The sequence below is a fragment of the Bradyrhizobium sp. USDA3010 genome, assembly GCF_056429065.1.
The window spans coordinates 1-25,869 of the sequence record NZ_JBWJZD010000046.1; the positions used below are offsets into that span (position 1 = coordinate 1).

General features: G+C 65.2%; 23 protein-coding genes and 1 pseudogene. 9 read left to right on the top strand and 15 right to left on the bottom strand.

Going from position 1 to position 25,869, the window contains the following annotated elements; genetic code table 11:
• Positions 1–103, top strand: a pseudogene (locus AC066Y_RS38005) (IS110 family transposase); the annotation flags it as partial.
• A gap of 136 nt (positions 104–239) precedes the next feature.
• On the opposite strand, the gene pdeM reads toward AC066Y_RS38005, so the two are convergent.
• The 4 genes from pdeM to AC066Y_RS38025 form a co-directional block, all read right to left on the bottom strand.
• On the bottom strand, positions 240–911 hold the full coding sequence (gene pdeM / locus AC066Y_RS38010) for a ligase-associated DNA damage response endonuclease PdeM (RefSeq protein ID WP_478278331.1): 672 nt from the start codon (positions 909–911) through the stop codon (positions 240–242).
• A gap of 63 nt (positions 912–974) precedes the next feature.
• Positions 975–3,728 carry a ligase-associated DNA damage response DEXH box helicase gene (locus tag AC066Y_RS38015; RefSeq protein WP_478278365.1) on the bottom strand — a complete coding sequence of 918 codons (2,754 nt, stop codon included), beginning with the start codon at positions 3,726–3,728 and terminating at the stop codon, positions 975–977.
• Positions 3,729–3,994: 266 nt separating this feature from the next.
• Positions 3,995–5,221 (bottom strand): ABC transporter substrate-binding protein, encoded by a 1,227-nt coding sequence (locus AC066Y_RS38020; RefSeq protein ID WP_478278332.1) that lies wholly within the window; start codon positions 5,219–5,221, stop codon positions 3,995–3,997.
• A 142-nt stretch (positions 5,222–5,363) separates the two neighbouring features.
• Entirely contained in the window at positions 5,364–6,290 is a 927-nt protein-coding gene (locus AC066Y_RS38025) for a methyltransferase domain-containing protein (RefSeq protein WP_478278333.1), read from the bottom strand.
• Between the two features lie 132 nt (positions 6,291–6,422).
• Here AC066Y_RS38025 and AC066Y_RS38030 point away from each other — a divergent pair, with 132 nt between their 5' ends.
• The 5 genes from AC066Y_RS38030 to AC066Y_RS38050 all read left to right on the top strand — a co-directional run bounded on the left by AC066Y_RS38030 (position 6,423) and on the right by AC066Y_RS38050 (position 12,015).
• A complete protein-coding gene (locus AC066Y_RS38030; RefSeq protein ID WP_478278334.1) occupies positions 6,423–7,481 on the top strand; it encodes a ligase-associated DNA damage response exonuclease in 1,059 nt (352 codons plus the stop codon).
• Complete coding sequence (locus AC066Y_RS38035) at positions 7,478–9,400, top strand: ATP-dependent DNA ligase (RefSeq protein ID WP_478278335.1); 1,923 nt, start codon at positions 7,478–7,480, stop codon at positions 9,398–9,400. Before AC066Y_RS38030 ends, AC066Y_RS38035 begins: the two co-directional genes overlap by 4 nt.
• Positions 9,401–9,496: 96 nt before the next feature.
• On the top strand, positions 9,497–9,808 hold the full coding sequence (locus AC066Y_RS38040) for a DUF6460 domain-containing protein (RefSeq protein ID WP_229170652.1): 312 nt from the start codon (positions 9,497–9,499) through the stop codon (positions 9,806–9,808).
• Positions 9,809–9,843: 35 nt separating this feature from the next.
• A complete protein-coding gene (locus tag AC066Y_RS38045) occupies positions 9,844–10,578 on the top strand; it encodes an MBL fold metallo-hydrolase (protein WP_478278336.1) in 735 nt (244 codons plus the stop codon).
• A 114-nt stretch (positions 10,579–10,692) separates the two neighbouring features.
• A complete protein-coding gene (locus AC066Y_RS38050) occupies positions 10,693–12,015 on the top strand; it encodes an MATE family efflux transporter (protein WP_478278337.1) in 1,323 nt (440 codons plus the stop codon).
• A gap of 95 nt (positions 12,016–12,110) precedes the next feature.
• Here the strand turns inward: AC066Y_RS38050 and AC066Y_RS38055 are convergent, their stop codons facing one another.
• Both AC066Y_RS38055 and AC066Y_RS38060 read right to left on the bottom strand, forming a co-directional pair.
• Complete coding sequence (locus AC066Y_RS38055; protein ID WP_478278338.1) at positions 12,111–13,208, bottom strand: quinone-dependent dihydroorotate dehydrogenase; 1,098 nt, start codon at positions 13,206–13,208, stop codon at positions 12,111–12,113.
• A complete protein-coding gene (locus AC066Y_RS38060; RefSeq protein ID WP_478278339.1) occupies positions 13,205–13,549 on the bottom strand; it encodes a DUF952 domain-containing protein in 345 nt (114 codons plus the stop codon). Before AC066Y_RS38060 ends, AC066Y_RS38055 begins: the two co-directional genes overlap by 4 nt.
• A 200-nt stretch (positions 13,550–13,749) precedes the next feature.
• Here AC066Y_RS38060 and AC066Y_RS38065 point away from each other — a divergent pair, with 200 nt between their 5' ends.
• Entirely contained in the window at positions 13,750–14,403 is a 654-nt protein-coding gene (locus tag AC066Y_RS38065; protein WP_478278340.1) for a S24 family peptidase, read from the top strand.
• Between the two features lie 195 nt (positions 14,404–14,598).
• Here AC066Y_RS38065 and AC066Y_RS38070 read toward each other — a convergent pair whose 3' ends face one another.
• From AC066Y_RS38070 to AC066Y_RS38095, 6 genes are all read right to left on the bottom strand, one after another.
• Positions 14,599–15,384 carry a class II aldolase/adducin family protein gene (locus AC066Y_RS38070; RefSeq protein WP_478278341.1) on the bottom strand — a complete coding sequence of 262 codons (786 nt, stop codon included), beginning with the start codon at positions 15,382–15,384 and terminating at the stop codon, positions 14,599–14,601.
• A gap of 242 nt (positions 15,385–15,626) precedes the next feature.
• Complete coding sequence (locus tag AC066Y_RS38075) at positions 15,627–17,267, bottom strand: lysine--tRNA ligase (RefSeq protein ID WP_478278342.1); 1,641 nt, start codon at positions 17,265–17,267, stop codon at positions 15,627–15,629.
• A 119-nt stretch (positions 17,268–17,386) separates the two neighbouring features.
• Positions 17,387–18,430 carry a transporter substrate-binding domain-containing protein gene (locus tag AC066Y_RS38080; RefSeq protein ID WP_478278343.1) on the bottom strand — a complete coding sequence of 348 codons (1,044 nt, stop codon included), beginning with the start codon at positions 18,428–18,430 and terminating at the stop codon, positions 17,387–17,389.
• A gap of 91 nt (positions 18,431–18,521) precedes the next feature.
• A complete protein-coding gene (locus AC066Y_RS38085; protein ID WP_478278344.1) occupies positions 18,522–19,112 on the bottom strand; it encodes an SCO family protein in 591 nt (196 codons plus the stop codon).
• A gap of 18 nt (positions 19,113–19,130) precedes the next feature.
• Entirely contained in the window at positions 19,131–19,367 is a 237-nt protein-coding gene (locus tag AC066Y_RS38090; protein ID WP_478278345.1) for a hypothetical protein, read from the bottom strand.
• A 97-nt stretch (positions 19,368–19,464) separates the two neighbouring features.
• Entirely contained in the window at positions 19,465–19,941 is a 477-nt protein-coding gene (locus tag AC066Y_RS38095; protein WP_212319829.1) for a hypothetical protein, read from the bottom strand.
• A 278-nt stretch (positions 19,942–20,219) separates the two neighbouring features.
• Here AC066Y_RS38095 and AC066Y_RS38100 point away from each other — a divergent pair, with 278 nt between their 5' ends.
• On the top strand, positions 20,220–21,878 hold the full coding sequence (locus tag AC066Y_RS38100) for an FAD-binding dehydrogenase (protein ID WP_478278346.1): 1,659 nt from the start codon (positions 20,220–20,222) through the stop codon (positions 21,876–21,878).
• 53 nt (positions 21,879–21,931) lie between these two features.
• Here the strand turns inward: AC066Y_RS38100 and AC066Y_RS38105 are convergent, their stop codons facing one another.
• Both AC066Y_RS38105 and AC066Y_RS38110 read right to left on the bottom strand, forming a co-directional pair.
• Positions 21,932–22,285, bottom strand: coding sequence for a hypothetical protein (locus AC066Y_RS38105; protein WP_478278347.1), 354 nt, complete (start codon positions 22,283–22,285; stop codon positions 21,932–21,934).
• A 795-nt stretch (positions 22,286–23,080) separates the two neighbouring features.
• Positions 23,081–23,983: a GNAT family N-acetyltransferase gene (locus AC066Y_RS38110; protein ID WP_478278348.1), complete on the bottom strand. Its 903-nt coding sequence runs from the start codon at positions 23,981–23,983 to the stop codon at positions 23,081–23,083.
• A gap of 187 nt (positions 23,984–24,170) precedes the next feature.
• On the opposite strand from AC066Y_RS38110, the gene AC066Y_RS38115 reads away from it, so the two are divergent.
• Positions 24,171–25,271, top strand: a complete 1,101-nt coding sequence (locus tag AC066Y_RS38115) for a LuxR C-terminal-related transcriptional regulator (RefSeq protein ID WP_478278349.1) — start codon at positions 24,171–24,173, stop codon at positions 25,269–25,271.
• A gap of 238 nt (positions 25,272–25,509) precedes the next feature.
• Here AC066Y_RS38115 and AC066Y_RS38120 read toward each other — a convergent pair whose 3' ends face one another.
• Positions 25,510–25,857 (bottom strand): winged helix-turn-helix transcriptional regulator, encoded by a 348-nt coding sequence (locus AC066Y_RS38120; RefSeq protein ID WP_478278350.1) that lies wholly within the window; start codon positions 25,855–25,857, stop codon positions 25,510–25,512.
• Positions 25,858–25,869: the final 12 nt, after the last annotated feature.

The window sequence follows — 25,869 nt, forward strand, 5'->3', positions numbered from 1 at the left end:
CGCTGGAAAGCCCAAGATGGTCGCCCTCATCGCCGTTGCGCGCAAAGTCCTTACAACCCTCAACGCCATGCTCAGGGACCAAAAACCATGGCAACCCGCTTGACCAAGAACACAGTCGCTGAGGTGCTCGCCTCTTCGGCGAGCCTCGAAGGATGAACGGCCCGGACGGTGGCCGTGCATCCTTCGAGGCTCGCTCTGCTCGCACCTCAGGATGACGGTGATAGAAATGCCTGGATGTCTCAATAACACCGCGACGCCACGAACGCGTGGACGCGGTTGTCGCCGAGCACGTGGGCCATGAAGCCGGGCGATCCGAAAATCCGTGCGAACGCCGCGTCGCGGATGCTGAGGCCCCCGGTGTAGGCGCCGAACGCCGGCATCACCGCGCGCTCGCCGTCGCTCGCAAAGCAACGGCGCTCGATCGAACGGCCGCGGGTCGGCACCCGTGCCTTGGGGTGAAGGTGGCCGGCGATCTCGCCGGCAGCGCCGGTCGGTTCATGGCGGAACACGATCGGGCCGATCGCGACCTCGGTCGCGACCACGCCGCCGAGACTGGGCGGCAGCGCCGGATCGTGATTGCCCGAGATCCAGATCCAGTTGCGCCGCATTTGCAGCGCCGCGAGCGCCTCGCGATCCGGCTCCGACAAGCGCGCATGCGCATCGCGATCGTGAAAGCTGTCACCGAGCGCGATCACCTGCCGCGGATCGTGCCGCGCGATGACGGCGGCGAGCCGGCTCAACGTGGCGACCGTGTCGTAAGGCGGCAGCAGCACGCCACGGCTGGCAAAGCTCGAGCCTTTTTCCAGATGCAGGTCGGACACCACGAGTAGGCTCCGCTCTTCCCAGAACAGCGCGCCGGAGAAATCCGCCACGAAGCCGACATCCGCCACCGTGACCCTCGAAACGCGCATGTCGTCACCGTCTCGCAAAGCTAGCGCGCTTGCCGCCACGTGCCGTTCCCCAAAATACCAGCGTTATGTCGTCGCCTCCCGCACGAGTTCCTCGGCCGCCTCGGCCAGAAGCTCGTCGGATGCTTCGCCATAAACTGACTCGCGGCCAATTTCCAGCAGCGCAGGGACGGCAAGCGGAGAAACGTGGTCGAGATCCTTGTGGGTGATTCGGCCGTGGATGCGCGAAAGCATGTCGCTGAGACGGCGGAGATCGAGCAATCCCGTGGCGGCATCGCCGCGCGCGGCGCGCAGCAGCACGTGGTCGGCCTGATGCTTGCGCAGCACGTCATAGATCAAATCGGTCGAGAACAGCACCTGGCGGCGCGACTTCTCCTCGTCGGTGAAGCGGCGCGCGATCAGGCCGGAGATGATGGCGCAGTTGCGGAAGGTCCGCTTCATCAGCGCGGATTCCGCGAGCCACGCTTCGAGATCGTCGCCGAGCATGTCGGGGTCGAACAACGCGTTGAGATCGAGTCTGCCATGCCGGATCATGAAGGACAGATCTCCGACGCCCCAGACCGCGAGCGCATATTCATTGGCGACGAAGCCGAGCGGACGGGCGCGGGCGCGCTCCAGCCGGCGCGTCAGCAGCATGCCGAGCGTCTGATGCGCGAGCCGGCCCTCAAAGGGATAGCAGACCAGGTAATGGCTGCCGCCGCGCGGAAAGGTTTCCACCAGCAGCTCGCGCACCGCAGGCACCCGCGAGAATTTTCGCTGCAGCGACAGCCAGTCGTGCACCTGGTCCGGCAAACCGTTCCAGGCCCGGCTGTTGTCGAGCAGTTTCCGCACGCGTTCGGCGAGATAGGTCGACAGCGGAAACTTGCCGCCCATATAGGACGGCACTTTTGCATCCTTATCATTGGCGCGGGAGACATAGACCTGGTCTTCAACCAAGGCCTCGTAGCGCACCACCTCGCCGCCGAACACGAAGGTGTCGGCGGGCACGAGACCTTCGATGAAGACCTCCTCGATCTCGCCGAGCATCCGGCCGCCGCGCGCGATCGCGCCGGTCGACCCGCTTCCGCCGGCGCGTGAGCGCACCAGCCGCACCTTCAGCATGGTCTCCTCGACGATGGTGCCGACATTGAGGCGGTAGCTCTGCCGCACCTTGGGATTGGTGACGCGCCAGCGGCCCTGCTTGTCCTGCTTGATGCGCGCGAAACGCTCATACGTCTTCAGCGCGTAGCCGCCGGTCGCGACGAAGTCGACGACGTCGTCGAAATCCGTTCGCGCCAGCGACGCATAGGGCGCTGCGGTCCTGACTTCGTCATAAAGTTCGTCGGACAGGAACGGCTTGCCGCAGGCGCAGCCGAGCACGTGCTGGGCCAGCACGTCGAGCGCACCTAGGCGCAGCGGCGGCGTGTCCTGCGCATTCTCGGCGATGGCGTCGATCGCGACGGCGCATTCCAGCACCTCGAAGCGGTTGGCCGGCACCAGCACGGCGCGCGAGGCCTCGTCGAAGCGGTGGTTGGCACGGCCGATCCGCTGCATCAGCCGCGATGAGCCTTTTGGTGCCCCGATATTGATGACGAGGTCGACATCGCCCCAGTCGACGCCGAGATCGAGCGATGAGGTGCAGACCACCCCGCGCAGTCGGCCCGCTGCCATCGCATCCTCGACCTTGCGGCGCTGCGCGACGTCGAGCGAGCCGTGATGCAGCGCGATCGCAAGCCCGTCGTCGTTCATGCGCCAGAGATCCTGGAACAGCATCTCGGCCTGGCTGCGGGTGTTGACGAACACCAGCGTGGTCTTGTTGCGCTTGATCAGCTCATACACCTCGGGCAGCGCATGGCGCGCGCTGTGGCCGGACCACGGCAGCCGCTCGCGGGTGTCGAGCATCTCGACCACCGGCGGCGCGGCGCCACCAGCGATCACGACGTCGGCAGACACGCTCTCACCGCCCGGCTGCGGCACCAGGAAACGCGCGAGCTGTTCCGGCTCGGCCACCGTCGCCGAGAGGCCGATGGCGCGCGCCTGCGGCGCGATGGTCCAGAGCCGCGCAAGCCCGAGCGACAGCAGATCGCCGCGCTTGGAGGTGACCAGGGCATGCAGCTCGTCGAGCACGATGCGTTTTAGCGAGGAGAACAGGAAAGGCGCGTCGTCGGAGGCGAGCAGCAGCGCCAGCTGTTCCGGTGTGGTGAGCAGAATATCCGGCGGATAGCGCCGCTGCCGCTGCCGCCGCGACACCGGCGTGTCGCCGGTACGGGTCTCGATCTTGATCGGCAGCCCCATCTCGGCAACCGGCGTCTCCAGATTGCGCGCGATGTCGACCGCGAGCGCTTTCAGTGGCGAGATGTAGAGCGTATGCAGCCCGCCGCTGCGGCGAACGCCGCGGCCGGTGGAGATGAGACGTTGGGAGGCCCCCGCTGCGAGGGCTCCCTCCCCCCTTGCGGGGGAGGGCTGGGGAGAGGGGTAAGCCGGATCGTCCGGAGCAAGCGGCATACCCCTCTCCCGCCGCCCCCCGACGCGCGATTGCGCGTCAGAGGGCGTCGACCTCCCCCGCAAGGGGGGAGGTGGCGATCGTGTGCGGGTCTGCGGATTCGCAGCACTTCCCTCCCCGCTCAACTCCACCAGCGTCGGCAAGAACCCCGCCAGCGTCTTGCCCGCACCGGTGGGCGCAATCAGCAGCGCGGAGCGTGCCTCGTGCGCCTTCGCCAGCAGCGCGAGCTGATGCTCGCGCGGCGACCAGCCGCGCGACGCGAACCAGTCGCGAAACCGGCGCGGCAAGAGATCGGCCGTTTCCGACGGCGTGACGGAAAAGAGATCGAGCGTCGACACGCCCAAGAGGTAGGTGGTTCAGCGGGTTTCGTCGAGGGCGGACGAAAATGGCGGCAGGTGGCAGGTACCGCCAGCTCGCTCTGTGGGCCGCGAATCGCCTGGAAGTCACCTCGCCCCGCCTGCGGGGAGAGGTCGGATCGCATCGTCAGATGCGATCCGGGTGAGGGGGTACAGGTGTCTCAGCTCACACTGCGTGGTGGAGAGAGCCCCTCACCCCAACCCTCTCCCCGTAAGAACGGGGAGAGGGAGAAGAGAGAGCTTCTCCCCTACTCCGTCATCGGCTCGCCCAAGAGGTCCCAGTCCTTGCCGTTGAAGATCGAGATATAGAGCGTCTTCATCGGCGTATAGTCGTCGGGCGTATAGCTGTAATTGATGCCGTCGAGGAAATAGGGCGAGTGGAAGCCGGCCAGCGTGGTGGCGTGCTTCAGCACGTTGGCGCGGGTCAGATCGTCGCCGCAGCGGCGCAGGATTTCGCCCATCGTGGCCGCCTGGCCGTAACCGGCGAAGGCGATGGTGTTATCAGGGTCGATGTTCGGTAGATACTTCTTGCGCAGCTCCTCGAACGCGACCACATCGGCGTCCTTCGCGTAGCGGGGGACACCGACTTCCTTGTTGTAGCGGATCGCGACGATATCCTTGGCGTTCTCGAGGCCCGCGGCGCTCAGGATCGAGCGGCCGGTCGAGCCCGCCGACAACAATTGCAACGGCTTCCAGCCGAGCTCGGCCACCTTGCGGATCGACTGCGACGTCGCCTTGCCTGTCGTGATGTTGTAGAACACGTCGGCGCCTGACTTCGAGAGATTGATGAGCTGGGAATCGACCGTCGGATCGGTGAGATCGTAGGTCTGCTCCATGATCACCTGTGCCTTGCCGCCGGCATCGGCCAGCACCTTCTTGAACGTGCCGAGGAAGTCGCGGCCGAAATCATCGTTCTGGTAGAGGATGCCGACCTTGGCGTTCGGCTTTACGCTGACGACGTGCTTGGCGAGAATGCGGGCTTCGGTCGGATAGAGCGGCAGGCCCGCCATGGTCCATTTGAAATTCTTCGGGTCGTTCCACTTCGAGGCGCCGGTGTTCAACAGCAATTGGGGAACGCCCTTGGAATTGAGGTACTTGTGCACGGAGGTCTGCGGCGCGGTGCCGAGCGAGCCGTAGAGCGCCAGCACCTCTTCCTGCTCGACCAGGCGGCGCGTCGCCTCGACGCATTTCGGCGCGCTGTAGGCGTCGTCCATGGTGAGGAATTTCACCTTGCGGCCGTTGATGCCGCCCTTGTCGTTCAGCATCTGGAAATAGGCCTCGCCGACGCGGCCCAGCACGCCATAGAGCGAGCCCGGGCCGGAATGCGGCACGGTCTGGCCGAGCTTGATCTCGCTGTCGCTCGCACCCGGATCGTACTTCTTGTCGGCAGCCCGGACGAACGGCGCGGGCAGCACGGACGCTGCGATCACGGACAATGCGGTGGCGCCGAACTCGCGCCGCGTATGTTTTTTCATTGTTTCTCTCCCTGAGGCGAAAAGCTCTCGCATTCCGTCCTTCGCCGGGCAAGCGCGAAGTCGCCGCTTTGCGGCGCAATGCCGCGTCACGGCAAATGCGTAGCGTGTAGACTCAAGTTTTCGCCTTGAAGAGACGGGTGCGTCACGGCTTGACGGCGACGGCGACAAGCCCGGGCGCCGGAATGTTGTCCTCATTCCGCGCCGAGAGATCGTCGAGCAGAGCCAGCGTCAGCCCCGCGGCGGCGACCGCGGCGCGCACGTAAGCTGCACTGTGGGCGTAGCGCAGCCCCTCGCCGAGGATGACGCCTTCGCCGTCATGGGTCTCGGTGGTGAAGGCGAGCACGCCGCCCGCCACCAGCACGCGCGCGGCCTCGGCAAGCACCGGCGCGAGATCGGCGACATAGACCATCGCGTCGGCAGCAAGAATCAATTCGGCGCTGGCGTCCGGCTTGCCCGAGATGCCCTTCAGCATGTCGTCGACCTCGAGCTCGGCATAGAGCCCGGTGGCGCGCGACTTGTCGATCATGCGCGGCGACAGGTCGATGCCGATGAATCGATCGACGTGCCGCGCGAATGCTGCGGCCGCCAGTCCGGTGCCGCAGCCGAGATCGATCGCGCGCTTGAAGAATGCCGGCTTCCTCGCTGAGGCGCGCACCGACAGCACCGCCTTGAACAACAGCGCGGGGCCGCGATAGCCGAGATCGCCGACCAGCGCGGCCTCGAAGCGCGGCGCATATTGATCGAACAACGTCTGCAAATAGCCCGGCGGCATCGCGCTGATGGCCTCGACGCCGAGCTGCATCAGATGCAGGCCGGCGCCATGACGGTCTTCGGGATCGGCGTCGCGCGCGGCGCGGAAGGCTGCGATCGCCGCATCGCGCTGGCCGAGCTCGAGGCGGATCTTGCCCAGCGTGTACCAGGCCGACGGGAATTTCGGTACCAGCTCGATCGCCTGTTCGAGCAGCTCGGCGGCAGCCGGCAGATCGCCCTTCAATTGCAGGTCGCGCGCGAACTCGTAGCGGCGGTCGGCAACGAGGTCGCCGGAGGACAGAAACAGGCGGGGGGCCATTTTCTCTTAGGGAACCGATCTTGGCCAAGTCTGGCCGTCCATTAAAGCACGGACTTTTTCCGGAGATGGAAGCGCGGGTCAAGCCCGCGGATGACGGCTAAACATCGCGGATCGATCGCCTATATAGGGACAATGCGCCCGCAAGACATCCTGATGCCCGTCCCGGCCGGGCTTTGCTGCAAGCCCGGCGGCTTCCACATCGATCCTGTCAGGCCGGTCGAACGGGCGCTGATCACGCACGGCCATTCCGACCATGCGCGGGCAGGTCATGGCGCTGTGCTCGCGACCCAGGAAACGCTCGACATGATGCGGCTGCGCTACGGCGAGAACTTTGCCGGCATGACGCAGGCGGTCGCTTACGGCGAGGAGATCAGGCTCGGCGACGTCACGGTGACGTTTCATCCTGCCGGGCACGTGTTGGGCTCCGCACAGATATCGGTCACCTGCAAGGATACAAGGATCGTCGCCTCCGGCGACTACAAGGACGCGCGCGACCCGACCTGCGCGCCGTTCGAGCTCGTGCCCTGCGATGTCTTCATCACGGAGGCGACCTTTGGCCTGCCGGTGTTTCGCCATGGCGATGCCGCCGATGAGGTGAAGAAGCTCCTGGCGTCCGTCAAGCTATTTCCGGAGCGCGCGCACCTGGTCGGCGCCTATTCGCTCGGCAAGGCGCAGCGCGTGATCGCACTGCTGCGCGAGGCCGGCTACGACGCGCCGATCTACCTGCACGGCGCGATGGAGAAGATCACCTATTATTACCAAGAGCGCGGCATCCCGCTCGGCGAGCTCAAGCCCGCGCGCGGCATGAAGAAGACCGAGCTGGCCGGCACCATCACGCTGGCGCCGCCGAGCGCGACCTCCGACGTCTGGACCCGGCGTTTCCCCGATCCGGTCACGGCCTTCGCGTCGGGCTGGATGCGCGTCCGCGCCCGGGCGCGGCAGGGCGGCGTCGAGCTGCCGCTGGTGATCTCGGATCATGCCGACTGGGACGGGCTGACGGCGACGATCGCCGCCACCGGCGCCGGCGAGATCTGGGTCACCCACGGCCAGGAAGACGCGCTGGTGCACTGGTGCAAGAGCAAGGGCCTTGCCGCGCGGCCGCTCGATCTGGTCGGTTATGGCGACGAGGATGAGGGCGAGATGGCACCGATCACCGGCGAGGCAGAGCCCACCGGCGGGGCAAGAGCATGAACCGCTTTGCCGAGCTGCTCGACCGGCTCGCCTACGAGCCGGGCCGCAACAACAAGATCAAGCTGCTGGTTGCCTATTTCCGCGAGACCGAGGATCCCGACCGCGGCTACGCGCTCGCCGCACTGACCGGCGCACTGTCGTTCAAGCACGCCAAGCCGGGCTTGATCCGCGACCTGATCACCGAACGCGCCGACCCGGTGCTGTTCGGCTACTCCTATGATTACGTCGGCGATCTCTCGGAAACCGTCGCGCTGATGTGGCCGAAGGCTGGAGCAAATTACGTCGAGTCTTTCCTGGGCCACCCCTCTCCCCAGCCCTCCCCCGCAAGGGGGGAGGGAGCCCAACCGTCGAGCTCACCTCACAGCGATATTGAGGTGATTGACGTGGGTGAGGGACGCACCAGTCGATGGGTTCCCTCCCCCCTTGCGGGGGAGGGGCAGGGAGAGGGGTACCGCGGGCGAGATGTTGGTGAGACCCCGCGAACGCACAACAACCCGCCTCCTCCCACCCTCACCGACGTCGTCACCACGCTACGCACGCTCGGCAAGGCCGATTTGCCGGCGCAGCTGGCGCAGTGGCTGGACGAGCTCGACGAGACCGGACGCTGGGCGCTGCTGAAGCTCGTCACCGGCGCGATGCGGATCGGGATCTCGGCGCGGCTGGCGAAGACCGCGGCGGCGGCGCTCGGCGAGAAGGACCCGCACGAGATCGAGTTGATGTGGCCGGGCCTGTCGCCGCCTTATCTCGAATTGTTCGCCTGGCTCGAGGGCCGCGGCGACAAGCCGCTCAACCGGGACCCTGCGCCGTTCCGCCCGGTGATGCTGGCGCATGCGATCGAGGATGGCGACTTCGCCAATCTCGACGCCGCTGATTTCAGCGCGGAATGGAAGTGGGACGGCATCCGCGTGCAGGCTGTCGCCGGCCGCGACGCGCGCGGCCACATCCAGGCGCGGCTCTATTCGCGCACCGGCGAGGATATCACCGGCAGCTTCCCCGACCTCGTGCCGTCGCTGCATCTGCAAGATACTCTAGATTTGAAGCCTGATGACTCCCGAAAACCGCTTCACACTTTTCCACATCATGCTTCATTCGCGATCGACGGCGAATTGCTGGTGCTGCGCAACGGCCGCGTGCAGACCTTCAACGTGTTGCAGCAGCGGCTGAACCGCAAGGTGGTTTCGCCGAAGCTGATCAAGGAGTTTCCGATTCACTTGCGCGCCTACGACCTGCTCGGCGACGGCGAAAACGATCTGCGCGAGCTGCCCTTCATCGAACGCCGCGCGCATCTCGAAGCTTTCGTCGCCAGGCTGAACGATCCGCGCATCGATCTGTCACCGACGGTTCCGTTCGCGAGCTGGGAAGAACTGGCCGCAGCGCGCGCCGATCCCAAGAGCGCCGGCGCCGGCGACGATGCCGACGCAGTCGAGGGCGTGATGCTGAAGCGGCGCGACGCGCCCTATCTGCCCGGACGCCCGAAGGGCCCGTGGTGGAAGTGGAAGCGCGATCCGCACATCATCGACGCGGTGCTGATGTATGCCCAGCGCGGCCACGGCAAGCGCTCGTCCTATTATTCCGACTACACATTCGGGGTCTGGACCCGTGGCGATGCCGGCGACGAGCTGGTGCCGGTCGGCAAGGCCTATTTCGGCTTCACCGACGAGGAACTGTTGCAGATCGATCGCTTCGTCCGCCGCAACACCACCGAGAAGTTCGGCCCGGTGCGGCATGTCGTGCACGAGCCGGATCAGGGGCTGGTGCTGGAAGTCGCCTTCGAGGGCTTGCAACGCTCGCCACGTCACAAATCCGGCGTCGCGATGCGCTTCCCCCGGATCAGCCGCCTGCGCTGGGACAAGCCGCCGCGCGAAGCCGACCGACTGGAGATGCTTGAACGGATGTTAATCTCCATGACAGGAAGTTAAACCCGAAACGGGCATGGCAGCCATTGATCGCGGCTCGCGGGTTTCCCATGTGCTGCGCCGTGACCTATAATGCGGGCGATTCCGCGGGAGATAGCAATGCCAGACAACATCCGGGACTTGCCGGCCGGCCAGAGCCAGAGTGACGGCCTGTACCGCTTTCTCGGCGGATCGCCGCTCTCGGTGGCGTTCCGGCTGATCCTGCTCTCGATCCTGGTCGGCGTCGTGCTTGCCGCGATCGGCCTCGACCCGTGGAATATCCTCAACAGCGTCCGCAGGCTGTTCCAGACCATTTGGGATTTCGGCTTCGACGCGATCAACTGGGCCTGGCGCTACTTCCTGCTCGGCGCCGTGATCGTGATCCCGATCTGGCTGTTGTCGCGGCTGTTCGGCGCGCCGCGCGGCCGCTGATCCCAGGGGAAACTCCAAGGGAAAGCTCGCAGCCGATGCAATTGCGATTTGTCGGCTGCGGCGATGCATTCGGCTCCGGGGGCCGCTTCAACACCTGCTTCCATGTCACTGGCGAGCGCGTCAATTTCCTGATCGACTGCGGCGCCTCCTCGCTGCCGGCGCTGAAGCGGCTCGAGATCGACCGCGACGCAATCAACCTGATCCTGATCACGCATTTCCACGGCGATCATTTTGCCGGCCTGCCGTTCTTGCTGCTCGACGCGCAATTCTCCCGCCGCACCCGGCCGCTGGTGATCGCCGGACCCGAAGGAATCGAAACGAAATTGCCAGAGGTGATGGAGGTGATGTTCGAGCATTCCTCCAAGACCACACAGCGCTTCGATCTGTCCGTCGTCACGCTCGCACCGCAGGAGCGGCGCAGCTTCGGCGAGGTGAGCGTGACGCCCTATCCTGTGGTGCATGGCGAATCCGGCGGGCCATTTCTCGCCTATCGCATCGAGGCCGAAGGCCGCGTCGTCAGCTACAGCGCCGACACCGAGTGGACCGACGCGCTGATCCCGGCCGCGCAGAACGCCGACCTCTTCATCACTGAGGCCTATACCTACGACAAAATGGTCAAAAACCATCTCAGCCTGAAGACGCTGGAAGCGCATCTGCCGGCCATCAACGCCAGGCGTGTGGTGCTGACCCATATGAGCGACGACATGCTCGGCCGCGTCGACGACCTGCCCTACACGGCGGCGAGTGACGGCATGGTCGTGGTGTTCTGACCATCCCATGCCCTGTCGCCCGCCCCTCCGCCACCGCATTGCTCTGAGTACAATTCCGGCATGGTCGCGCGACGGCTGTCGCGATAGAAGCGCATATTCCTTGCAACTGTAGCCATGCACGCACCCATCCATCCGAAGATCACGACCCGCCAGGTGTTCGCCATCGCCGGTCCCGCGATGGTCGCCAACCTGACCACGCCGCTGATCGGCATCGTCTCGACCACGGCGATCGGCCGCCTCGACGATGCCGCGCTGCTCGGCGGGGTGGCGATGGCCTCGGTGATCTTCGACTGCCTGTTCTGGCTGTTCGCCTTTCTGCGCATGAGCACGCTGGCCTTCACCGCGCAGGCGCAGGGCGCGGGCGAGCCGCAGGAATATGCCGCGATCCTGGTGCGCGGCTTCATCGTCGCCGGCCTGATCGGCGCCGCGCTGATCGCGCTGCAGGTGCCGCTGGCCGCGGTCACATTCCAGCTGATGGGCGGCAGCGACGGCGTCACGCGCGCGGCCAAGAGCTATTTCATGATCCGGATCTGGTCGGCGCCGCTGGCGCTCGCCAATTATGTCATCCTGGGCTGGCTGGTCGGGCAGGCACGCGCCAACCTGGCGCTGGCGCTGCAGATCGTGATCAACCTGATCAACATGGCGGCAACCGTGCTGCTGGTGCAGGTCTACGGCGCCGGCATCGCCGGTGCCGCGATCGCCGCCGTGCTTGCCGAGACGACCGGTTTCGCCGTCGGCATCGTCGTGGCGTGGCGGATCTCGCAAGCAGGCTTTGCGGTTCCTGCGGCCACGCTTTTCGACCGCGCCAAGCTCATGCGCATGCTGTCCGTCAACCGCGACATCATGGTCCGCACCGCGGCGCTGATCGTCGTGTTCCTGTTCTTCACCGCCAAGGGCGCGCGCGAAGGCGACGTCACGCTAGCGGCGAATTCGGTGCTGAACAATTTCCTGCTGGTGAGCGCCTTCTTCCTCGACGGCCTCGCCAACGCCGCCCAGCAGCTGTGCGGCCGCGCCTTCGGCGCGCGTGACGCACGCGGCTTTGCCGATTCGACCCGGCTGGTGCTGCTGTGGGGTGTCGGCTTTGCGCTGGTGGTGTCGGCGCTGTTCGCGCTGTTCGGACCGGCGCTGATCAATCTGATGACGACCAGCGAGGACGTGCGCCGCTATGCGCGCGAGTTTCTGGTGTTCGTGATCCTGGCACCTCTGCCCGGTGTGTTCGCCTTCGGCTTCGACGGCATCTATGTCGGGGCAACCTGGGCACGCGAGATGCGCAATTTGATGCTGGCCTCGCTCGCGATCTTCCTCGCCGCCTGGTGGGCGCTCAGCGGATTCGGCAACACCGGGCTGTGGATCGCGCTGCTCGGCTTCTACGTCGCGCGCGGCGGCCTGCAGGGCCTGCGCTATCCGGCGCTGCTGAGGAAGTCGTTCAAATCGTAGCTGCGTAGCCCGGATGGAGCGAAGCGAAATCCGGGGACCTATGCCGCAGCGAGACTGTCCCGGATTGCGCTTCGCTCCATCCGGGCTACGGGCAATTACCTGACCGGCCAATCCTCGGCGGTGATGGTCGCGGCATCGGCACCGACGATTTCCGACAGCGAGTCGCGGCCGGTGCGCAGCAAGGTCGAGGACAGGTCGCGCTTGATGTCGTCGACCAGGCCGATGCCCTTGTAGACCAGCGAGGAATAGAGCTGGATCAGGCTGGCCCCGGCGCGGATCTTGGTCAGCGCGGCGCCGCCGCTGTCGATGCCGCCGACGCCGATCAACGGAAATGCCCCTTCGACGCGGACATAGGTCTCCGCGACCATCCGGGTCGAGAGGCGGAACAGCGGACGGCCCGACAGGCCACCCTGCTCCCTGGCCCGGTTCTCCTCGCGCAAGGTCGAGGGACGCGCCAGCGTGGTGTTGGCGACGATCATGCCGTCGACGCGCCGCGAGCGGGCGATATGAACGACATCGTCAAGTTCGGCGAGGCTGAGATCCGGCGCGATCTTCAGCAGCACCGGCGAATCGCCGGCATTCTTGCGCACCCGCTCGCGGGTATCGATCACCCGCGCCAGCAGATCGTCGAGCGCCGCCGATTGCTGCAGATTGCGCAGGCCCGGCGTATTCGGCGACGAGACATTGACGGTGAAATAGCTCGCGACCGGGGCAAACGTCTCGATCAGCTTCACATAGTCGGCGACGCGGTCGGTCGAATCCTTGTTGGCCCCGACATTGACCCCGATGATGCCGCCGCCGCTGGCGCGCGCGGCGAGCCGGCGCAGCACGGCTTCCGCGCCGTCATTGTTGAAGCCCATGCGGTTGATGACGGCCTCGTCGCGCTCCAGGCGAAACAGCCGCGGCCGCGGGTTGCCGGCTTGCGGCTTCGGCGTCACCGAGCCGATCTCGACAAAGCCGAAACCAAGCCGCAGCAGCGCGTCGGGCACCTCGGCGCTCTTGTCGAAGCCCGCCGCCATGCCGATCGGGTTCGGAAAGTTCAGCCCGAAGGCGCGCACCGCGAGCTTGGGATCATCCGGCCGCTGCCGGATCGGCGGCAGCAGCTTCAGGCCCTGGATCGCCATGCGATGGGCATCTTCGGGATCGAACCAGCGCAGCAGCGGCAGCGAGAAGGCGTCGAAGGCGCGGATCACGGCTTCAGCTCCGGAACGTCGTGGCCGCCGTCGGAGCGCGCGCGCAGGCTGAGGATTTCGGTGACCGCGCCGAGGTCGAGTTCGCCATAGAGATGCGGGAACAGTTCGTCATTGCGCGAGCGCTCCCAGCGCAAGGCGTCGCCGAGCGCATCGGCATCGACCGCGACCAGGAACAGGCCGGTCTGCCCGCGATAGTGCTTGCGCGCGGTCTCGGCCACCTGGGAGGCGGTGGAAAAATGGATGAAGCCGTCGCGATTGTCGTCCGCACTGCCCCGGTAGACGCCCTGTCGCTCGGCCTCGCGCCAGGCCGAAGCGGGGGTGATTTTGTAGATCATGGGCACGGGCCGGCCTTCCCTTTTGTCCTTGAGTCTCTTGGGGTTTTATCCGGATTTGAGGGGAAATGCCCCAGACGCCATATGGCGAGCGAGGGACCGTATCGGCGGCAGCGGCGCAACTCAAGCGGTGGGGGGACACATCCGACGGCAGATTTGCGGAAACGCCAGGTTTCAGGTAATAATTCCTACCATCCGGGGTGTCCTCGATGGCCAAACAGTCCAAAGCCGCCCGACCGCTGACCCACGCGCAGGTCTGGGCCGCGCTCGACCGGCTCGCGGAACGCGCCGGCCTGTCGCCGTCCGGCCTTGCCAAGCAGTCCGGTCTCGACCCCACCACCTTCAACAAGTCCAAGCGCGTGACCGGCGACGGGCGCGAGCGCTGGCCATCGACCGAATCGCTCTCCAAGGCGCTGGCCGCGAGCAATGCCAGCATGGAGACCTTCGTACAGTTGCTCGGTGATGGCCCGCGCGGCGGCCAGTCGGTGCCGTTGCTCGGCTTCGCGCAGGCCGGCGCCGGCGGCTATTTCGACGACTCCGGCTTTCCCGCCGGGAAGGGCTGGGATGAAGTGGCGCTGCCGGCGACCACCGACGAGCACGCCTATGCGCTGGAGATTGAGGGCGACTCGATGAAGCCGGCCTATCGCGAAGGTGACATCATCGTGGTGTCACCCGCGACCGCGATCCGCCGCGGCGACCGCGTCGTGGTGCGCACCACCGGCGGCGAGGTGATGGTGAAGGAACTGAAGCGACGCACCGGCAAGGTACTGGAACTCGCATCGCTCAATCCGGAACATCCCGACCGCATGCTCGATGCCGAGGAAGTCGCGTGGATCGCGCGCGTGGTGTGGGCGAGCCAGTAATTGGCATCGCAAGACGCCACAACAACGGTGTCGTCCCGGGCAAGCGAAGCGCAACCCGGGATCCATAACCACCGCACGTCCTGCTGGAGAAGGCTGGGCCGCAGCCTGCTCTAACAACCCAACCCTGTGGCTATGGGGGTCCCTGCTTTCGCAGGGACGACAGCGGAGATTGCGGTTGCGCCTCGCTGCCTCCGCCTACGTCGCGTAGTCCGGCTCCTTGCGGTCCAGCACCCGCTTCAGCGCATCGAAATGCCGCTGCGCCGGGCTCGGGCCGTTGTAGAGATGGTCGTCGCGGAAATCGCGCTTGGTCTTCTCGACCACATGCTGCGGCAATTGCTTGAGCGGCTGCTGGGTCCACATCGCATAGATCTGCACCTGCGCGGCACGCTCGATGTAATAGAGCCGGTCATAGGCATCGGCGACGGTCTCGCCGACGGTCGAGATGCCATGGTTGGCCATGAACAGGATGGTCTTGTTGCCGATCACCTTGGCGAGCCGCGCGCCCTCCTCGGGATCCAGCGCAGGGCCGGTGTAGAGATCGTCATAGGCGATCGCTTCCGACAGCCCGACCTCGGTCTGACCGATCTCCTTGATGCGCGGATCCTCGAGCCGGGTCAGCGCGCTCGCATACGGCATATGGGTGTGGAACACCGCCTTGGCCTGCGGCAGCGCCTTGTGGATCGGTGCATGGATGCAATAGCAGGAGCGCTCGACCTCACCCTCGCCTCGCTTCACCTCGGCATCGTCGATGCCGACCTCCATGAAGGACGACGCGGTGACTTCCGACCAATGCATGCCGAACGGAATCTGGTAGTAGCGGTCGGTGCGGCCTGGCACCACGAAGGTGAGATGGTTGAAGATGCCTTCCGAAAAGCCATGGATATAGGCGAGCCGATGCGCGGCCGCGAGGTCGACCCGCGCCTGCCATTCCTCGGCGCTTGAACTGTCCTGCAGCGATGTCGGCGAAACCCTGAACTGCATGCGCATGCTCCCATCTGTGCCGGCCTCTTGGCGGAGGCCGTGCTGATTTTGTCGGACGGAGTGTAGCGCAAGCCGGCCGCAACCCCGGCTGAAATTGCCGGGGATCAGCCATCCGGATTTTGCGGCGCTACGCCGCAGCCGTGGTGCCGTAGATGGAGCGCAGCGCAATCCGGGACACCTGGGGCCGCTGGGAACGCTTCCCGGATTTCGCTGCGCTCCATCCGGGCTACACGTTCCTCAAACTACGACGACCGCGCCAGCGCGCCGTCGATCATGTTGACTGCGTTCTGCACGCCGTAGACCGCGACGAAGGACCCGAACCGCGGGCCCTTCTCCTGGCCGAGCAGCACCTGGTAGAGCATGTTAAACCAGTCGAGCGAGACGCCGGGACGGCCATCCTTGCCCTTCTTGACCATGTCGAGGAACGGCTCGCGGCGGCCGATCTCATAGACCACGTTCTGGATGTCTTCCGCGGTCGCGTCCGCCGGCATGTTGGCAAGCGCATCGCGCAGGTCCTGCAGCGCGGCGCGCTCAGTTTCAGTGGGCTCGCGGAACTGCTTGGTCGGCGCCACGAAGTCGCGATAATAGTTGATGGCATAGCCGACCATCGCATCGAGCTTCGGATGGCTCTGCGGCGTCACGCCCGGACGATAGCGGCCGATGAAGCCCCACAGCGTCTCGGCGTTCTCCGCATTCGACGACGACACCAGCGTCAGCAAGAGCTGGAAGGTGACGGGCATGTCGGCCTGCGGCGGCTTGCCGGAATGGATGTGCCAGACCGGATTTTGCAGCTGCTGCCGCGCCTCCTGCCGCGTGAAGCCGTCGAGGAACTGCTGGTAGTCGTCGACATTGCGCGGGATGACGTCGAAATAGAGCCGCTTCGCCGCCTTGGGCTCGCGATACATGAACAGCGACAGCGATTCCGGCGAGGCGTAGCGCAGCCATTCGTCGATCGTCAGGCCGTTGCCCTTCGACTTCGAGATCTTCTGGCCCTTCTCGTCGAGGAACAGCTCGTAGTTGAAGCCTTCGGGCGGCGTGCCGCCGAGCGCCGCGCAGATCTTGGCGGACAGCTTCACGGAATCGATCAGGTCCTTGCCGGCCATTTCATAGTCGACGCCGAGCGCGTACCAGCGCATCGCCCAATCCGGCTTCCATTGCAGCTTGCAGCGGCCGCCGGTGACCGGAACGGTGACGCTCTCCTTGGTCTCGGGATCTTCATAGGAGATGGTGCCGGCCTTGGCGTCGTGCGCCGTCACCGGCACGTAAAGCACGAGGCCGGTGCGCGGACAGATCGGCAGGAACGGCGAGTAACTCGCGGCGCGCTCCTCGCGCAGCGACGGCAGCATGATCGCCATCACCTTCTCGATCCGCTCCAGCATGCGCAGCAACGCGGCATCGAACCGGCCGGAGGTGTAATACTCGGTCGAGCTCGCGAACTCGTAGTCGAAGCCGAACTGGTCGAGGAAGGCGCGCAGCCGCGCATTGTTGTGCTGGCCGAAGCTCGGATGGGTGCCGAACGGATCGGGCACCTTGGTCAGCGGCTTGCCGAGATGCTGCGCCAGCAGCTCCTTGTTCGGCACGTTGTCCGGCACCTTGCGCAGCCCGTCCATGTCGTCGGAGAAGGCGAGCAGGCGCGTCTTGATCTTGTCCTCGGTGAGCACGCGGAAGGCATGGCGCACCATCGTGGTGCGCGCGACCTCGCCGAAGGTGCCGATATGCGGCAAGCCGGAGGGGCCGTAGCCGGTCTCGAACAGCACCTCGTCCTTCGGATTTTTCTTCAGCCGCGCCACAATCGCTTTCGCCTGCTCGAACGGCCAGGCGTTGGATTGTTCGGCGAGCGCCCGCAGGTCGCTCGGGCTGGCAGCAAGATCAATCACGGACATTCTTCAGGCTTTCTCCAAAAAGGCCGCGAAAACTAACGCTTTCGCGGCAAAATGCAAAAACGGCGGAAAGTTTTTCGTCAGTCCGGGGCGATGCGGGCATCGAACCCGGAATGACGAATTCAGAACGGGCTGATCGAGAAATAGCGCAGCCACAGATCGGTGAAGCGGCCTTTTTCCCAGATCCGGAACAGCGCCCAGTTCAGCGACTGCCGGAGCAGATCGTTGCCCTTGCGCACGGCGATGCCGACGCCCTCGCCGAAATAGCGGCTTTCGACAAAGGGGCCGCCGGAGAAGGCGCAGCATTCGGCGGAATCGGTGCCGTTGATCCAGAACGCGAGCGAGATCGCATCGCCGAAGATGAAGTCGACCTCGCCGCGGCGCAGCGCCGCGCGCAGCGCGTCGTTATCCGGATAGGAATGGATCTCGGCGTCGGTGAACATCGCCTTGAGGTAGGCCTCGTGCGAGGTGCCGGCGATGACGCCGACCTTCTTGCCCTCGAGATATTCCGGGCGGATCTCCGGCATCACATTGTCGCGGCGCGACACGAAGCGCGCCGGCGCGCGGTAATAGGGATCGGTGAAATCGACCTTGGCGCGCAGCTGCGGCGTCACCGCCATCGACGCGATGATGGCATCGCCCCGGTTGGTCGCCAGCGCATCGATCAGGGTCTCGAAGCGGCGCATCTGGATGGTGCAAGTGACCTTGATCTCGTCGCAGAGCGCACGCGCCAGGTCGACATTGAAGCCGGCGGGATTGCCGTCCGGACCGGTGAAGTTGAACGGCGGATAGTCGGTCTCGGTCAGGAAGCGGATCACGGTGAGGCGCGACAGGTCGGGCCGATCCGGCCGTCGTCGCGGGTCCCAGAAGCCCGGCACCGCCTGCGGCGCGGCTTCGGCGGCCTTGGGCGGCTGGTTCGGAGGAGACGGGGCGGCAGCAGCCGGGGGCGTTGCTACCGGGGGCGTCGCTGGTGCCGCTTGTGCGGGGGCAGGCTTGGCGGGCTGGGCCGGCGCAGGCGCCGGCTTGGCCGGCGGTGTCTGCGGCGCCGAGGGCGTCTGCCCGAGCGCAGGCTCCGCCGAGGCCAGCAGGGCGGCCGCCATCATCCCTACGGCCAGGCGAAGCTGGCGTAAGCGGACGACAAAGGGCTGGGCGGACAAATCTGGCATAACCGGCAATTTTAGGGAATTGAACGGCTTATAGACCATCCGGCGCGTGATGCGAGCGCCGATTGGGCTAATTCTGAACCGGAAAAAGCGATCAGATATACCGTTTGAGATCGGTCGCCGCCTCGTCCGGCGTCCGTTTCAGATTGAACGGCGCGACGAAATGGCCGTCGCGGTCCATCAGATAGATCAGCGCGGTGTGATCCATCGTGTAGTCGCCATCCTTCAGCGGCACCTTCTTGGCGTAGACCCGGTAGCTCGACAGCACCTTGGCGATCGCGGCGGGATCGCCGGTCAGGCCCTTGAGGTGCGGATCGAAGCTCGAAAGGTAGTCCTTCATCGCCGTAGCGGTGTCGCGTTCCGGGTCGACCGAGACGAAATAGGCATTCACGCGGTCGGCGTCCTTGCCCATCGCCTTCAGGACCTCGGATATCTCGAACAGCGAGGTCGGGCAGATGTCCGGGCAATGGGTGAAGCCGAAGAAGATCAGCGTCGGCTTGCCCTGCAGGTTCTTGTCGGTGACGGTCTGGCCGGACTGGTCGGTGAGCTGGAACGGCCCGCCGATCGCGGCGGGCGCGGCAACCGTGCGCAAGCCGCCGACCGCCCACAACATGAGGAACAGGCCGACCGCCAGACTGCCCGCGAAGGCAGCGAAGATCACCAATGGGCGCGTGGTCCGGGGCATGATGCGAGAGCGTCCTTGTCAGAAGCAGGCGGCGATGCCGCCCGTGATCATTTCGAAAAACACCGCGGTACCGTAGTGGAACCAGAGCGCGGCGGCGGCGAGCAAGGCCAATCCACCGATCCCAGCAGCGCCCCACAGGATCGCAGATGCCACCCGGCCCTGCGGAGCCGTCACAAGCTCGGATCGGGTGGAGATCGGCTGAACCATGCGGTTGAGATAAGCCGGGTTCCGGCAGGCAGCAAGCGCAATGGCCATCGCAGGCCGTCAAATGATAGCGAGGCGATTCTGGGCCCTAACCTCATGATGCCGGTCTGCCGGCTTTGACGAGAGAGGACGCTCGCCGAGATCGGGCTCAGCGCGCGGGCTCGGCGGGTTTGGGCGCCGAGGCCTGGGCGTTGAGGTAACACGGCTTGTACAGCGCCTGCAGTTGCTTGCCGCGCAGGAAGATCATGTGCCGGGTCAGGCCACCGCGGTCCGCGATCCATCTGCGTACCGCCGGCGGGTACATCAGATACAGCATATGGGTGGCTTCGGGATTGGGGACCGGACGGCCGTTGTCGCCGTAATCCCAGGCGGCATGGAAACCGAGACTGGCGTGTGAGGTCACACAGATCCGGTCATGCGGGACCTTGCCGAGCACGATGGTGCAGGCCGAGGCGCACAGCCCGTCGATGATCACGGTTTCGCCCGATGTGCGCAGGTCCTGATACTTGTCGACATAGATGCCGATCTTGCCGCCGCGATCGTCGGCGATCCTGACCACTGCCTGAGACGCCCCCATTCCCGCCAGCAGGAGAACCGCAGCGAGCAACCCCGTCATCAACTTCATTTTGGCCAGCCCCAGTCGAAACCGAATCTGTTTGGTCTGTGATGCAAGACAATCGTGAGCGTGTTGCGGCCGCGGATTTTTGTCCAGACGAGGGAAGCCGGTCAAAACAAATTCAAATTGGGTGTTGCGCGCACGCTGCAGTGGCGTGTGGAAAAGGTCCCAAACTGGAACAACTTGCCACAACCATTTGGTGCCTCGCCGCCACAGGCAAGGTCCATTTGACGTTGACCGCGCACAACGACGCGGTCTTGAATTCCGGCGGGACGGGGGAAATCAAAATGGCTGACGATGCAGATGTGATCGTGATCGGCGCCGGACTTGCCGGTCTGGTCGCCGCAACCGAGATCGCCGACGCAGGCAAGCGCGTCATCGTGCTCGACCAGGAAGGGGAACAGAGCATCGGCGGCCAGGCCTTCTGGTCGTTTGGCGGATTGTTCCTGGTCGGTTCGCCGGAACAGCGGCGGCTCGGCATCAAGGATTCCGTCGAACTGGCGCTGCAGGACTGGATGGGCACCGCCGGTTTCGATCGCGAGGAGGATCATTGGCCGCGCAAATGGGCCGAAGCCTATGTCGCGTTCGCCGCGGGCGAGAAGCGTGACTGGCTGCGCGCGATGGGCCACCGCATTTTCCCGGTGGTCGGCTGGGCCGAGCGCGGCGGTTACGACGCCATGGGCCACGGCAATTCGGTGCCGCGCTTCCATGTCACCTGGGGCACCGGCCCCGGCATCGTCGAGCCGTTCGAGCGCCGCGCGCGCGAGGCCGCCAGGAGCGGACAACTGGTGTTCAAGTTCCGCCATCGCGTCGATGCGCTCAGCATCAGCAACGGCACGGTCGATGGCGTGAGCGGCGCGATCCTGGAACCATCTGATGTCGAGCGCGGCAAGAGCTCCTCGCGCAACGTCGTCGGTGATTTTTCGCTGCGCGCGCAGGCGGTGATCGTCGCCTCGGGCGGCATCGGCGGCAATCACGATCTGGTGCGGCAGAATTGGCCGAAGCGGCTCGGTGAGCCGCCGAAGTTCATGATCTCGGGCGTGCCCGAACATGTCGACGGCCGCATGATCGGGATCACCGAGCAAGCCGGCGGCCGGCTGATCAATCGCGACCGGATGTGGCATTACGTCGAGGGCATCCAGAACTGGAACCCGATCTGGCCGCGCCACGGCATCCGGATCCTGCCGGGACCGTCGTCGCTGTGGTTCGATGCCACCGGCAAGCGGCTGCCGGCGCCGCTGTTCCCGGGCTCCGACACGCTCGGGCAGCTGCACTACATCATGAGCACCGGCTACGACTATTCGTGGTTCATCCTGACCCAGAGTATCATCAAGAAGGAGTTCGCGCTGTCGGGCTCGGAGCAGAACCCCGACCTCACCGGAAAAAGCTGGCGCATGACGATCAAGCGCGCCACCAACAAGGGCGCGCCGGCACCGGTGGAAGCCTTCAAGCAGCACGGCGCCGACTTCATCGTGCGCGACAATCTCACTGAGCTCGTCGGCGCCATGAACAAGCTCGCCGGCAACGACCTCTTGCGGCTCGACGCCATCAAGACCCAGATCGAGGCGCGCGACCGCGAGATCACCAACCCTTACGTCAAGGACGCGCAGGTGATGAACCTGCACAACGCGCGGCGCTATATCGGCGACAGGCTGATCCGCACCGCGAAGCCGCACCGCATCCTCGATCCCGAACACGGCCCGCTGATCGCGGTGAAGCTCAACATCCTCACCCGCAAGACGCTCGGCGGCTTCGAGACCGACCTCGATTCGCGCGTGTTCGGCAATGATCGCCAGATCATCCGCGGACTCTATGCAGCCGGCGAAGCCGCCGGCTTCGGCGGCGGCGGCGTGCACGGCTATCGCTCGCTGGAGGGAACATTCCTCGGCGGCTGCCTGTTCTCCGGCCGCAACGCCGGGCGTGCGGCGGCGAAGGCGGTGGGCTAGTCGAGACCCGCCGGGCGTGAACCGGCGGGTCTTCTTGTTGAGTCCGAGTTTCTTCAGGCCGTCTTGGTGAAAAGCGTCAGGACGCCGTTGCTGAGATTGACGGCGACAACTTGTGCCGAGCTCATGCCCTTCGCCTTGAGCGCGGATACGGCTTCCTGGGACGCGTCGATGGAACCCCGCAGGTTCTTCAGGTCGTCCTCGCTTGCCTTTGCGACGACAGCCTCGACCTTTGACCGGACCTCAGGCTGCAGTTCCTTGACGTCCACGACCTGTATGCTCCGGATGACGGTGGACTCGTCAGATTGAGCCTGCGGCGGCGTTTTCGGTTGCGTTCCCTGCACTTGCGCCCAAGCCGGTGTTCCAAGCGAGAGCGCCGCAGCGATGACGGATGCCGTAAAGATGCGCATGAGCATTCCTTGTGTTGATTGCCCCCAACACCCCGCGTGAACGCATTTTCCTCGCTGATGGTTCCGGCCGGAAATCCGTTCGTCGCAGGGCGCTGCCAAAATATCGAAAACAACCCCATGCAAAGTAGCCGGCAGTGGCCTGCGTTCGACCAGCAACTTGACACGTCGGGCAACTCAGGGATATATTTCTATTATTCCGAATTAATGCAAATGTCCCGCCATGGCTTACTCTCATCTCCACGCGCACAGCGACGGCGGTGAGCCGGTCCACGCCGGTTACGGATACCTATGGTGGACAAGGCCGACACACGATGGGTCGCCGGCCTATTTTGCTTCCGGCTCGCAGAGCCAGCTCATTTTGAACTTTCCGGACCGTAACCTCGTGATGGCGCTGGCATCCGGCTCCTCCCTTCCCGGAGGGGCCGCGAAGTTTATCAACGAGGTTGTGTTACCCGCAGAGGCGGCGCTGCCGGCGGGAGCAGCGTGTGTCGGGCGCCTGGATCAGTGACGGGAGGGTGCAGCCGCTCAAGATCGTGCCGTTGGCGCATGTCTGCAATTGGCACTTGGCGTCTATCCGGGAGGCTGTGGCGGACCATCGCAGACTTGCCAATTGGAACGCATCGCGGGCCGCAACATCATAGGGGAATCGCGAAGCAGTAGTGCCCATCTTCATCGGCCGTGGCGCGCCATTCTAAGCCAGAGCACGCTACCGTGACTCTCGAGCGCTTATTCGTGCGCCACGTCGGCCTTACGCGACATGTGAGCCTGAGTGCTATCCCGAGGGTCGAGCCCCGCTCAAAACGCGATGGAGGGCAGGAAGGCTCCGGCAGGCTCCTGGTAAGGCCCACGCGTCATGAGGGTCGCCGGCCAGTTCGCGCGGAAGCCGGCGGCCTGCAGCCAGCGCAGCAGCTCGCCGTTTCGCGTCGGAACGAAGAATCCGGGCCCCATGATGACGGGCGCGCCACCGATCAGCGCTTTCAAATCCTCGACCGTGTCTGCAACGGCATGGCCGCGGAAACCCAGGCCGGTCGAATAGCCACTGATGTAATTGCCGCGCGCCGCAACGCGCGCGGCCTTCTGCTCAATCGCCGAGCGCAGCTCGAAGCTGCGGGCGAAACCGTGCGTGGCAATGCACAGCCGGTTACAGCTGGGAATGTCATCTATTGTCGCCTGACGCACATCGCACCCTGCGGTGCCCTGTCCCGATGGCTTGCCGCTGACGAGCACCAACGGCTCGCGCACCTCGAAGCCCAGCTTCATGTAGAGTGCGAGCGAGCGTAGATGGCTCGGCGATTGCACGAGTCGCACCTGCACGATGCCACGCTGACGCGCCTCGTCGAGTGCCGCCTGCATCAGCCGCCGGCCGGCGGTGCTGCCTTCGGTCGCCGGCTCGACTGTCAGCGGCCCGATGGCCGCGACCGGTGTGTCGGGGAAGGTATTGAGAAAGATGCTGCCGACGATCTGCTGGTCGCGCTCGGCCACGAAGCCCACAGCATTTGGGTCTTTGACCTTGTTGGTGACCATTCCGACCGAAAATTCGAGCGAGGGATGCTCGCAGGGAATGTTGTGGGCGGCCGCCACGGTGGTATGCGCTGCATAGGCCGCGCGGGCGCAATCTTCGACGTCCACCGGTCGGATGGCGCGGATGGTGATCGGCGGGTTGTGGGGTGACGCATTGTCGCTGAGAACAGCTGCCATGCTAAGACCTCCTCAGATTTGACACCGCCTCCTTCGCGGGCCGCGACGGCTGAAGGTCGGCCCAGTGGGCGGCATCGCACGGCAAAAGTGGCGGGAGGGAAGGGGCTGCACCATACCAGAATTGTGGTAGGCTGCGCGGATTGGCGGGGCAACGTCGACCTTCGTGCGATCAGCACGGGAGAAGCCTATGCTGAGCCCCAACGCCGTAGCGATCGCTCGCCAGGACGTCGCTCATCTGTGCCATAGCGGGCTCGATTCGGTGAGGCTGCGCACCGAGACGATGCGACGGATGCGCCGGGTGTTGCCGGTCGATTCATTCTGGTTTGCGACCGCAGATCCGGCCACTCTTCTGTTCACGAGCGCGCTGGTCGAGCAGATTCCGGAACAAGCTACGCCGCTGTTTGTCCAAAACGAGTTCCTGGAGAATGACGTCAATAAGTGGGCGCAACTCGCCGCGGGGCGCCCGTCGGTCAACAGTTTGTACCGCGCCACCAGCGGTCGGCTGGAGCAGAGTCCGCGCTATCGCAATATTTGCGTACCTTTCGGCTTTGGCGACGAGCTGCGAGCGGCCCTACACTCGGGCGGCTCGTGCTGGGGCTTCATGTGCCTGCACCGAGATCGCACGGGATCGAATTTCACGGCCGAGGAAGCAAGTCTGCTCCGCGATCTCGCACCGCATTTGGCCTCGGGGCTGCGCGCGGCGCTGTTGCTCGAACAGGCTGTCGACGTGACCGACAGTGACGGCCCGGGGCTTCTGGTCTTGGCGGACGATCTGTCGCTTGTAGCGGCAACGCCAGCCGGAGAGCGCTGGCTCGCCGAAATCGCCGATCGGTCGAGCCGGCGCGAACTTCCGCCGGTCATTTACGGAACGGTTGGCCGCCTGGCAGCGCTGGAGCGAGACGGCGAGGCGCCGCGTGACCTCGTGCCACGAGCGCGCGTGCAAACCTCGTCAGGTCAGTGGCTGGTGGTGCATGCCACGCGGCTACTAGGGCGCTACCCGGCGGGACACGCCGCTGTGATCCTAGAGCCGGCGCGCCCGGCCGAACTCGCCCCGCTGCTCCTGCAAGCCTACGGTCTCACGCGGCGCGAGTCCGAGGTGGCGGGGCTGGTGTTGCGTGGCGTCTCGACCGCGGCGATCGGAGTGAGGCTTGGAATTTCCAACCTCACGGTCCAGCAGCACCTCAAAGCCATCTTCGAGAAGGTCGGGGTCAACAGCCGGCGCGAACTCGTCGCGCAGGTATTCGCACAGCAGTATCGCCCGCGAATGCAGAAACATATTCTTGCCTAGCGAGGCATTGGGCGGGTTAGAACCGATCCGCAATCTGAAAAGATACCTTGCGCCATCCCGCGCGACACCCTGCACCGGGCGCACCGTCGCGGGCGGCGCGTACAGGCTCTACCAGCCTGACCGGTCGGGCCTGCGAAGCATTTCCGAACTTGGCCCGTGCCGGACATTCACTTAGGCGTCGCTTCGCTCGCAATGACGAAGTGGTCCCGCCGCACATCGCTACCCTTGCGCAGCGGGACTAGTCCGCCTCCGCACCGAGAAACCGCACGCCGAACGTGTCGGCGTTGGCCTCGCCCCAATCGTAGAGCGCCTGCAGCATCGGCTTCAGCATCTCGCCGCGTTTGGTCAGGCAATAGCGCGAGGAGCCGCCGCCGCGCTCCTGCTTGACGAAGCCCGAATTGCAGAGATCGCGCAGGCGCTCGGTCAAGACCTTGTCGCTGAGCTGCGGAATGTCGTGGCGCAGTTCGCCATAGCGCATCGGCCGCACCTTCAGCCGGCTCAGGATCACAGTCTTCCATTTGCCGCTGAGCTGATCGATCGAGAACTCGACCGGGCAGCCATATTTGCGCTTGGTCTTGCGGATCATCGCAACCCTCCC

What these genes read in the sequence shown, in the direction of transcription:
- pdeM (WP_478278331.1), bottom strand. Translation starts at nt 911, where the DNA reads ATGCGCGTTTCGAGGGTCACGGTGGCGGATGTCGGCTTCGTGGCGGAT.
- AC066Y_RS38020 (WP_478278332.1), bottom strand. Translation starts at nt 5,221, where the DNA reads ATGAAAAAACATACGCGGCGCGAGTTCGGCGCCACCGCATTGTCCGTG.
- AC066Y_RS38025 (WP_478278333.1), bottom strand. Translation starts at nt 6,290, where the DNA reads ATGGCCCCCCGCCTGTTTCTGTCCTCCGGCGACCTCGTTGCCGACCGC.
- AC066Y_RS38030 (WP_478278334.1), top strand. Translation starts at nt 6,423, where the DNA reads ATGCGCCCGCAAGACATCCTGATGCCCGTCCCGGCCGGGCTTTGCTGC.
- AC066Y_RS38035 (WP_478278335.1), top strand. Translation starts at nt 7,478, where the DNA reads ATGAACCGCTTTGCCGAGCTGCTCGACCGGCTCGCCTACGAGCCGGGC.
- AC066Y_RS38040 (WP_229170652.1), top strand. Translation starts at nt 9,497, where the DNA reads ATGCCAGACAACATCCGGGACTTGCCGGCCGGCCAGAGCCAGAGTGAC.
- AC066Y_RS38045 (WP_478278336.1), top strand. Translation starts at nt 9,844, where the DNA reads ATGCAATTGCGATTTGTCGGCTGCGGCGATGCATTCGGCTCCGGGGGC.
- AC066Y_RS38050 (WP_478278337.1), top strand. Translation starts at nt 10,693, where the DNA reads ATGCACGCACCCATCCATCCGAAGATCACGACCCGCCAGGTGTTCGCC.
- AC066Y_RS38065 (WP_478278340.1), top strand. Translation starts at nt 13,750, where the DNA reads ATGGCCAAACAGTCCAAAGCCGCCCGACCGCTGACCCACGCGCAGGTC.
- AC066Y_RS38070 (WP_478278341.1), bottom strand. Translation starts at nt 15,384, where the DNA reads ATGCAGTTCAGGGTTTCGCCGACATCGCTGCAGGACAGTTCAAGCGCC.
- AC066Y_RS38075 (WP_478278342.1), bottom strand. Translation starts at nt 17,267, where the DNA reads ATGTCCGTGATTGATCTTGCTGCCAGCCCGAGCGACCTGCGGGCGCTC.
- AC066Y_RS38080 (WP_478278343.1), bottom strand. Translation starts at nt 18,430, where the DNA reads ATGCCAGATTTGTCCGCCCAGCCCTTTGTCGTCCGCTTACGCCAGCTT.
- AC066Y_RS38085 (WP_478278344.1), bottom strand. Translation starts at nt 19,112, where the DNA reads ATGCCCCGGACCACGCGCCCATTGGTGATCTTCGCTGCCTTCGCGGGC.
- AC066Y_RS38090 (WP_478278345.1), bottom strand. Translation starts at nt 19,367, where the DNA reads ATGGCCATTGCGCTTGCTGCCTGCCGGAACCCGGCTTATCTCAACCGC.
- AC066Y_RS38095 (WP_212319829.1), bottom strand. Translation starts at nt 19,941, where the DNA reads ATGAAGTTGATGACGGGGTTGCTCGCTGCGGTTCTCCTGCTGGCGGGA.
- AC066Y_RS38100 (WP_478278346.1), top strand. Translation starts at nt 20,220, where the DNA reads ATGGCTGACGATGCAGATGTGATCGTGATCGGCGCCGGACTTGCCGGT.
- AC066Y_RS38105 (WP_478278347.1), bottom strand. Translation starts at nt 22,285, where the DNA reads ATGCGCATCTTTACGGCATCCGTCATCGCTGCGGCGCTCTCGCTTGGA.
- AC066Y_RS38110 (WP_478278348.1), bottom strand. Translation starts at nt 23,983, where the DNA reads ATGGCAGCTGTTCTCAGCGACAATGCGTCACCCCACAACCCGCCGATC.
- AC066Y_RS38115 (WP_478278349.1), top strand. Translation starts at nt 24,171, where the DNA reads ATGCTGAGCCCCAACGCCGTAGCGATCGCTCGCCAGGACGTCGCTCAT.
- AC066Y_RS38120 (WP_478278350.1), bottom strand. Translation starts at nt 25,857, where the DNA reads ATGATCCGCAAGACCAAGCGCAAATATGGCTGCCCGGTCGAGTTCTCG.